Below are 441 nucleotides of genomic sequence, written 5' to 3' on the forward strand. Positions count from 1 at the left end.
CAAAAAGAAAGTCTACAATCTGCCGGGACTTGACACTTAAGATTCAAGTTGGAGGCAAATTTTCCAGGATTATAATTTCTCGATTTCTTCTATTGGCAAGCCGGTACTTCGAGAGATGATCTCAGGTGGTATGTTTTGTTGTTTCAATTTTCCGGCAATCATGATTTTCTCTTCTCTTCGGCCCTTTTCTATACCCTTTTCTATGCCCTCTTCTCTCGCGGTATCGATGGAATTCTTCAAATCACGATAGGTCTTCAAGCTCGCTTCGTATTCACTATATTCCTCATCGTTGAAATTCGAGATTTCCGCTTGCTCAAAGAGCTTGTTGAAGATGCTTTCCTGTAACTTCGCGGGTCTGTCCGTGAGATTCTCAAGATGGTGGTGGTTAATTTTTAAATGCCAGCTTAACCAGTAGCTGGCAATAGCTCCGTATTATAGCGA

At 41.7% G+C, this 441-nt stretch carries 1 protein-coding gene; it reads right to left on the reverse strand.

What is annotated here, in order from left to right:
- Nucleotides 1–69: 69 nt before the first annotated feature.
- Entirely contained in the window at nucleotides 70–423 is a 354-nt protein-coding gene (locus E1958_RS21740; RefSeq protein ID WP_133513395.1) for a PD-(D/E)XK nuclease family transposase, read from the reverse strand.
- Between the last annotated feature and the right edge of the window lie 18 nt (nucleotides 424–441).

This window comes from Candidatus Thiosymbion oneisti (genome assembly GCF_004359955.1).
Classification (GTDB): Bacteria; Pseudomonadota; Gammaproteobacteria; order Chromatiales; family Chromatiaceae; genus Thiosymbion; species Thiosymbion oneisti.